The 9,415-nt window shown below is 53.9% G+C and carries 1 protein-coding gene; it reads right to left on the bottom strand.

Annotated features, from left to right (window positions below; genetic code table 11):
* The coding region (locus ET33_RS35640; RefSeq protein WP_036693979.1) for a non-ribosomal peptide synthetase at positions 1 to 9,415 on the bottom strand (9,415 nt) is incomplete at both ends.

Genomic DNA, 9,415 nt, shown 5'->3' on the forward strand with positions numbered 1-9,415 from the left:
GCTCCCCCGGCTTTCAGGATGCCGTACACCCCTACCATCATTTCCAGAGAGCGTTCGACCATCAGCCCGACCTTCTGCTCGGCCTCCACGCCTTCCGCTCGCAACACTCGCGCCAACCGGTTCGCTTGTTCGTTCAGCTCCCGGTAGGTCAGCTCGCTTCCCTCGAATACAACCGCCACATGCTCCGGCGTCCGCTCCACCTGCTCCTCAAACAGCTCATGAATCGTCTTCTCTTGAGAATACTCGGCAGCCGTATCGTTAAAGCGATCCAGAATCTGTATTTTCTCCGCTTCCGTCGTGAGTTCCAGATCCCGGACTCGGATACTTGGGTTGGTCGTAAACTGTTCTATAAGCCGGACCAGATGGTTCCCAATCCGTTCCACAGTGCCCCCGTTGTAGATCGCTCCGTTGTAGCGGAATATGATCTTCATCTCTTCACCAGGTACGACAACCACGTCAAAAGGATAGTTGGTTTGCTCGAACAAGTTGACGACATTAATCTCAAAGTCTGTCTGTCCACTGCCCGATTGCTCCATCTGCTGTTCGACAGGGTAGTTTTCAAACACCATGATGTGAGTGATCAACTGCTGCTTTTGTTCGGTGCGTGCCTGTATTTCATACAACGGATACGTATCGTACGCATGCGATGTCAATGACTGCTCTTGGCTTCTGCGGATCACGTCCGCCACGGTGTCGCTTTCTTCCGTCCGGATACGCACCGGAATCGTGTTGATAAATAGTCCTATGATGCTTTCAATTCCCGGAATTTCCGCCGATCTTCCCGATACTACGCTTCCAAAGACGACATCCTGTATTCCGTTGTAACTCTGCAGCAACATTCCCCAGGCCACTTGCAATAGCGTATTCACCGTCACCTGATGCTGCTTCGCCACTTCGTCCAGCCGCTGCGTCAGGTTGCGTCCCAGATCGCAAACAAGTTGCTCCAGCGCGTAGGCTGCCGTCTTGTCTTCTGCCTTGCCTTGAGGCAATACCGGCTGCTGATCGTATCCTTCCAAGTACTTGCTCCAATACCTCGATGCCTCTTCTTCATTCCGCTGCTCGAGCCATTTGATGTATTGGCTGTATGGCTGCGCCGGAGCCGGTTCCGGTTTCCGGCCCTGCTCCATTGCAGCATAGGTATCGAACACTTCATTCGTGACGAGAGGTATGCACCAACCATCCATAATGATATGGTGGAAGCTCCACAACAGCCAGTAGCATTCCTCATCCTTATGGAAAATGGCTACCCTCATCAACGAATCTTGAGCCAAGTCAAACCCTCTGGTCTTGTCCTTCTCCGCGTAAGCCGCAAAGTATGCTTCACGTTGTACCTCATTCATCCCAGACAAGTCTTCATAATGATTTTCCAACTTCTTATTGCGGAACACCACTTGAACCGGCAAGTCCCCGCGCGCCGTGTAAAAATTTGTACGCAGTACGGTGTGCCTTTCCATGAGAGAGTCAAAGCTTTGGACAATCGCTTCCACATTCAAGCTGCCTCGAAGCTCAAAAGTTACCTGCTCGAAGTAAGCGGTCGAATCCGGTTCCAGCTGGCTGTGGAACAGCATTCCCTTCTGCATCGGCGTTAGCTTATACACATTTTCCAGCTCGCCGATTCGCCCCGTCTCCTCGACAAGCCGCTCCAGCTCCTCCACCGTCAATCCCTTCAGCAGTACGTCGCTTGGCGTCAGCTCCGGCTTCTCTTTCTCCACGCAATGCCCGATCACTTCCTGAAGTGCCTGGCGGACCATGCCCGCTAACCGCTCCATCGTCTCTCGCTGGTATTCTTTGCCGCTGTATCCGATGGTAAGCTGCAGCGCTCCCTCGGATATCATTCCGTTGATATCCAATGCATAATTCTGCGTTCGGTTTCCGCTGAGCGATGTGCCCACCGAGTAAGGCGATAGCTGCAGTGCGCTATTGGCGAAATCCTGGTCAAACTGCCCCAGGTAGTTGAAGCTGATTTCCGGCTGGATCCCGTATAAGGTGCGGTCCTCTCCCTGAACCGACAGGTGCTTCAGTAGGCCGTAGCCGATCCCTTTCTGCGGAATCTGACGCAGCTCTTCTTTGACCCGCTTGATCTGGTAGCCCGCGTCTTTGCACGTACCCATCTCCAGTACGACCGGATACTGGCTTGTAAACCATCCTACCGTCCGCGTTATGTCGATGTCCTCGACGATCTGCTCCCGGCCGTGTCCTTCCAGATTCACCAGCACTTGCTCCATGCCCGTCCACGTCTGGATCGCACGACCCAGCGCCGTCAGCAGCAAATCGTTCATTTCCGTATTGTAGGCTCGGTGCGCTTCTTTCAATAATTGCTCCGTTTCCGCTTCCGTCCATTGTACCGTTACCGCTTCGCTGTCCCGTACCCATACCTCTTCCTGCTCGGCATCTTTTGGCAGCAGCGCAGGCTTCCACTGCTCCAGCCGCTGCTTCCAGTAGGTCCGTTCGCTCTCCATCGCTTCGCTTGCCGCGTATTCTGCCAGCCGCTGCGCCCAGTTCCGGAACGAATCCGTTTTGTGCGGCAGCCGAATCTCTTCTCCGTTTACCGCCTGTTCGTAGCCCGTCGCAAAATCCTCGAACAAGATTCGCCACGATACGCCGTCCACCGCCAAATGGTGGATCACAATCAGCAGGTGGTCGCCTTCGTCGCATCGGAACAAGCCCAGCTTCATCAACGGCCCTTCGCTTAGGCTGATGCCGCTTTGGATCTCGTTGGCTTTCGCTTCTACCGCTTGTGCGCTGTCCGCTTTCCCCTTCAGGTTCACCACGTCCAGGCTGTACAGCTCGCCTTCTCCGATTCCGCGGTTCCACGCTTCATAACCCTGCTCCGTTTGGCGGTACACCAGTCGCAGCGCGTCATGGTGCTCGGCGATTTTCTGCATCGCCTGACGGACCGCTTCCTCTTCGAATCCTTGCTCCCGGTACAGCATGACCGCCTGGTTAAAGTGATGCGGATCGCCTGTCGGCTGCTCGAAGAACCAACGCTGAATCGGCGTCAGCTTCGTCGCTCCGCGAATTTCTCCCTGCTCCGCTATCCGGCTTACCGCTTGGATATGACGGCTCAGTTCTCCTATGGTCGGATGCTTGAACAGATCTTTCATTTCCAGCTTGTAACCCGCCTGGAACAATCTCGAAGAGACTTGAATCGCTTTGATCGAGTCCCCGCCAAGCTCGAAGAAGTTATCCCGAACCCCAACTCTGCCAGCGCCCAGCACCCCTTGCCAAACCGAGGCTAAGGTCTGTTCCACTTCTGTACGCGGCGCCACGTATTCCGTTCCCGTATGCACGCTTCCTTCCGGCGCCGGCAGCGCTTTGCGGTCTACTTTCCCGTTCGGCGTCAGCGGCATTTGCTCCAGTTGGACAAAGTAAGAAGGAATCATATAGCCAGGCAGTTCTTGCGCAAGCGCTCCTCGAAGCTCGCTTACTGTCAGCGTCTGCTCCGCCACAAAATACGCGCATAAAGACTTTTGTCCGTCGGCGTCTTCCCGGGCGATGACGGCTGCCTCTTGGACTGACGCTACCTTCAGGAGCTTCGCTTCCACCTCGCCCGGCTCTATCCGGTAACCACGGATTTTCACCTGATGGTCGATCCGGCCCAAATATTCGATGCTGCCGTCCGGCAGCCAACGGGCCAGGTCTCCGGTCCGGTACATCCGCTCTCCCGCTGCAAACGGGTTATCCACGAACTTCTCTGCAGTCAAGTCCGGACGGTTCAGATACCCTCTGGCCAGCCCTATTCCCCCAACACAAAGCTCGCCTGCCACCCCGATCGGCAGCAATTGATTCTGGGCATCTACGATGTAAGCCTGATGATTTGGAACCGGACGTCCGATTGAAACAGACTTTTGCACTGTACAATCACGTGTTCCCGCCCAGACCGACGTAATGATGGAATCTTCCGTCGGACCATAAGCGTTGAAATACATCACTTTGTCTTTCCACTTTCCGAACAGCTCAGCGGAAGAGGCAGACCCTCCCGTAATCAATTTCTTAAACGTCGGCATATGATCCGGATTTAAGTAAAGGGCGTAAGCCGGAGGCAAAAGAGCCATTGTAATGCCATTTTCGTTCACATAATGCTCGAATAAACGATAGTCCAAAATGACCGAGGCCGACGGCACATATAAAGTCGCTCCCATAAATAGCGAACTGAAAGTTTCCCAGCAGGTAGCGTCGAACGATAGGCTCGCAAATTGCACGACCTTTTCTTGTCCGTTCATACGAAGGGTGTTCTCGCAAAGCGCCTTTAGATTACATAACCCGCGATGCTCTACCATGACTCCTTTGGGCTGTCCTGTCGTTCCTGACGTGTAGATCACGTAAGCCAGGTTATGCGGGCCGACAACCGGCTCCAGATTCGCCGCATCCTCGCTGTAGCTTTCTTCGTCGTCCAGAACCACCTGTTTCCCCTCGAACGATACGCGCTCCTGCAAATGACCCTGCGTCAACAGCACCTGCGCTCCCGAATCCTCCAGCATAAAGCGGATGCGTTCTTCCGGCAGTGAAGGATCGATCGGTACATATGCTCCTCCGGATTTTAAAATCCCGCAAATTCCGACAACCATTTCCAGAGAACGTTCAACCATCAGCCCTACGATTTGCTCCGGCTTGACACCTCCGGCTCTCAATGTGCGTGCCAACCTGTTCGCTCGCTCGTTCAGTTCCCGGTACGTTAACCGTGTTTCTTCGAAAACGACCGCCACCTGCTCCGGCGTCCGTTCCGCCTGCTCCTCGAGCAGTTGATGAATTGTTTTCTCACGAGGATAATCGGCCTTGGTATCGTTGAAGACGGTTAGAATCTGTTCTTCCTCTTGCGGCGTAATCATGCCGGCAGAAGACAACCTGGCCTCCGGATTCTCCAGGATGGCATCGATGAACTGCAGAAGGTGACTTGCCATCCGCTCGATGGTGCCCCGTTCATACAGCGATCTTGCGTATTCGATGCCGCAAGCCAGTTCATCACCAGCCTCTTCTATGCTGAGCGTCAGGTCAAACTTCGCCACTTTATGCGAATGCGGGTACGGCTTAAACTGCAGCCCTGCGAGAGTCTGCTCTCCTTGCTCTGCATTTTGCAGGACAAACATCGCGTCAAATAGCGGGTTGCGGCTCAGATCTCTTTTCAATCCCAGCTTCTCAACCAAGGCATCAAACGGATAGTCCTGATTCTCGTATGCCTTTAACGCCGTTTCCTTGACTTCCCGCACAACCTCTTGGAACGTCTTTTCCCCCGACGGGTTATTGCGGATCGCCAGCGTGTTCACAAACATCCCGATCATGCTTCCCAAGTCCGCATGCGGTCTTCCCGCTATCGGCGTTCCTACGATGATATCCTCTTGCCCCGTATATTTGTGCAGCAATGAGGTGTATGCTGCCAGCAGCACCATGTACAATGTCGATCCAGTCTGCGCCGCCAGCCGTTTTAACGCTTCGCTTCGCGAGCCGTCAATCTCGAAGCATACCCGGTCCCCCTCAAAGCTCTGTACCGCCGGTCTCACATAATCCGTCGGCAAATCGAGCACCGGCAGTTCCCCTTGGAAAGCCTCAAGCCAATACGCTTCCTGCTTGCTCATCCGTTCGCTTTGGACCTGCGCCTGCTGCCATACCGCATAATCCTTGTACTGAATCCGCAGCGGCGGCAAATCTTGTCCTTCGTACAACCGGCTAAACTCTTCGATCAATAAGCCCATCGATACGCCGTCCGAGATAATGTGGTGCATGTCGAACAGTAGAACATGGCGCTCCCGGTCCAGCTCAAGCAGCTGCACCCGCAATAACGGCGCCTGCCCCAGATCGAATGCGCGCACAAACCGGCCGATGTACGCTTCCACTTCCTCTTCCTTGGCTTGGACATAGTCCACTCCAAAGAACACTGCAGCATGGATCCGCTGTACCGGTTCGCCGTCAATCATGGCAAAGCTGGTCCGCAGCGTGTCATGACGCTCAATCAGCTTCCGGAACGCTTCTTCCAGACGTCCACGATCCAAGGCGCCTTCCACGCTCAGGACTCCCGGCATGTTGTAGCTGATTTCTCCGCCTTCCAACTGGCTCAAAACAAACAACCGCTTTTGGGCCGAGGAAACAGAATAATACTCGCTCTCCTCTGCTAACGGGATATCCGCATACGCGACTTGATCCCGCTCTTCGATCAATCGGGCCAGTTGTTCGATCGTTGGCGATTCGAACACTTCCCGCAAAGAGATGCCGCCATCCAGCTCCTTGTGGATTCTCGACACCATCTGGGTAGCGCGCAAAGAGTGTCCTCCGACCTCAAAGAAGTTGTCTTGAACCCCAACGCTCGGAAGACCCAGCACTTCCTGCCAGATTTGCGCCAGCCGCGCTTCCGTCGCTGTGCGCGGCGCCACGTATTCCGTTCCCGTCGGCACGCTTCCCTCCGGCACAGGCAGCGCTTTGCGGTCCACTTTTCCATTCGGCGTCAGCGGCATCCGCCCCAACTGCACAAAGTAAGTCGGAATCATGTATCCAGGCAGCTTAGCGGACAAGGCCTCCCGAATGTGACTCAAGGTTAGCTGCCGTTCGCCGACAAAATAGGCGCACAAGTGCTGCTGACCGGCTTCGTCCTCCCGTGCAAGCACGATAGCCTCCTGAATATGCTCCACATTCAAGAGTCTCGCTTCCACCTCGCCCAGCTCGATCCGATATCCGCGGATTTTGACCTGATGGTCGACCCTCCCCAAATATTCGATGCTGCCGTCCGGAAGCCAACGGGCCAAGTCTCCCGTCTTGTACATCCGTTCGCCGCTCTCAAACGGGTTGGTGACGAACTTTTCCGCAGTCAAATCAGCGCGGTTTAAGTAGCCTCTCGCCAATCCCGCTCCCGCTATGCACAGCTCGCCGGCCACGCCGACCGGCAGCAGTTGATTGCATGCATCCACAATATAGACGCGGTGATTTGCAATCGGGCTTCCGATCGTTACGACATCATGCTCCGTCAAACCGTCCGAAGCGGCCCATATCGAGGTACAAATGGAATCTTCCGTAGGGCCGTACGCATTGAAGTACATGATATCTTCCCACTTCCGGACAAGCTCGGCGGAAGAGGAGGAGCCCGCGGTTATCAATTTCTCCAACGCCGGAAGGCGCTCAGGGGCCAAGTAAGTCGCATAGGCCGGAGGAAGGGTAGCCGTCGTAATACGGTTGTCGTTCATAAAGCGTTCGAACAAGACATAATCCAAAATCACCGAAGCCGTCGGCACGTACAAGGTCGCTCCCGTAAATAGCGCCATCAAGGTTTCCCAGCAGGAAGCATCGAATGACAAGCTGGCAAATTGCACAACCTTGTCCTGCTCATTCATATGCAAGGTATGCTCGAAAAACGGCTTCAAGTTGCATAACCCGCGATGCTCCACCAAAACCCCTTTTGGCTGTCCTGTCGTACCCGACGTATAAATGACGTACGCCAAATGCTGCGGGCCGACAACGATCTCCAAATTGGCGGATTCTGCATGGTAAGCCTCTTGTTCGTCTAGAATGACATGCTTGCCTTCAAATGCAATGCGTCCTTGCAAATGACTTTGCGTAAGCAGCACCTTCGCTCCCGAATCGCTCAGCATGTAGCGAATGCGCTCTTCCGGGTATTCGGGATCTATCGGCACGTAGGCTCCGCCTGCTTTTAAAATTCCGAGCATCCCGACAATCATTTCCAGAGAACGTTCCACCATAAGGCCAACCAACTGCTCCGCTTGAACCCCTTGGGCTTGTAACGTTCGGGCAAGCCGGTTCGCCTTTTCATTCAGCTCACGGTACGTCAATCCGCTTCCCTCGAATACGACCGCCACCTGCTCCGGCGTGCGCTCCACCTGCTCTTCGAACAGCCGATGGATTGTTTTTTCGCTTGGATAAGGCAAGGAAGTATCGTTGAATGCTTTTAATATTTGTTCCTTCTCTTGCGCCGTTACGATTTCGATCGACGATAGCTGGACTTCGGAATTGTTCACCACTACGTCGATGAACTGTAATAGATGGCTGGCCATCCGTTCCACAGTTTCTTTTTTGTACAATGCGCTGGCATACTCCACGCTGCAAACAAGCTCATCCGCCGCTTCCGTCACTTGGAGCGTCAAATCGAATTTCGCTGCTTGGTGCTGGTGCGGGTAAGGCTTGAACTGCAGCCCTTCGAGATCGTCTTCCCCTTGCTCTGTATTTTGCAGCACAAACATCGTGTCGAATAAGGGATGACGGCTCATGTCTCTTTTCAAGTTGAGCTTATCGACCAGCGCTTCAAACGGATAATCTTGGTTTTCAAACGCTTTTAGCGACGTTTCTTTCACTTCTTGCACATAGTCATGGAACGTCTTTTCCCCGGCCGGATAATGGCGCAGGGCCAACGTATTCACAAACATCCCGATGATGCTTTCCAAATCCGCATGTGGTCTTCCCGCAATCGGCGTGCCTACAATGACATCTTCTTGCCCTGTATATTTATGCAGCAAGGCGGTGTAGGCAGCCAGCAATACCATATACAAGGTCGATCCCGTTTGAGCCGCTAGCTGCCTTAACCCCATACTTCTTGCGTGATCGACGACAAACTCGATTCGGTCTCCCGCAAAGCTTTGTACCGAAGGTCTCATATAATCGGTCGGCAAGTCCAGAACCGGAAGCTCCCCGTCAAAAACATTCAACCAGTACGCTTCCTGTTTGATCATTTGTTGATTGTGGACTTGCGACTGCTGCCATGACGCATAATCCTTATACTGAATCCGAAGCGGCGACAGGTCTTTTCCTTCATACAAACGGTTGAATTCTTCAACCAGTATGCCGATGGATACGCCGTCCGAAACGATATGATGCATATCGAATAATAGGATGTGGTCATTTTCTTCCAATTGAATGAGACCTGCCCGCAACAACGGCGCCTGCGCAAGATCAAACGGGCGAATGAATCGGCGAATATGTTCCTCCACCTCTTCTTGGCTCGCTTGGCTATACTCCACCTCAAAAGCAACTTCAGGATGCACCTTCTGCTGCGGTTCGCCGTTCACCACATCAAAACTGGTCCGCAGCGTTTCATGCCGCTGAATCAGTTTCCTGAACGCTTCTTCCAAACGCTCGCGATCCAAGGAACCTTCCACCGTCATGATTCCTGGCATGTTGTAGCTAATTCCGCCGCCTTCCAACTGGCTCAAAATATACAATCGTTNNGACGATTGGAACACTTCTCGCAGAGCGATACTGCTATGCAGCTCTTTGTGAATTCGGGCAACCAGCACCGTAGCTCGTAAAGAATGCCCGCCGATCTCAAAGAAGTTGTCCCGGATTCCGACCTTACCGACTCCCAGCACTTCCTGCCAAATTTCCACCAACTGTGCTTCTACAGCCGTGCGCGGAGCTACGTACTCCGTTCCGGTCGGCACGCTTCCCTCCGGCGCAGGGAGTGCCTTGCGGTCCAGCTTCC

The organism is Paenibacillus tyrphae (assembly GCF_000722545.1).
Taxonomy (GTDB): domain Bacteria; phylum Bacillota; class Bacilli; order Paenibacillales; family NBRC-103111; genus Paenibacillus_G; species Paenibacillus_G tyrfis.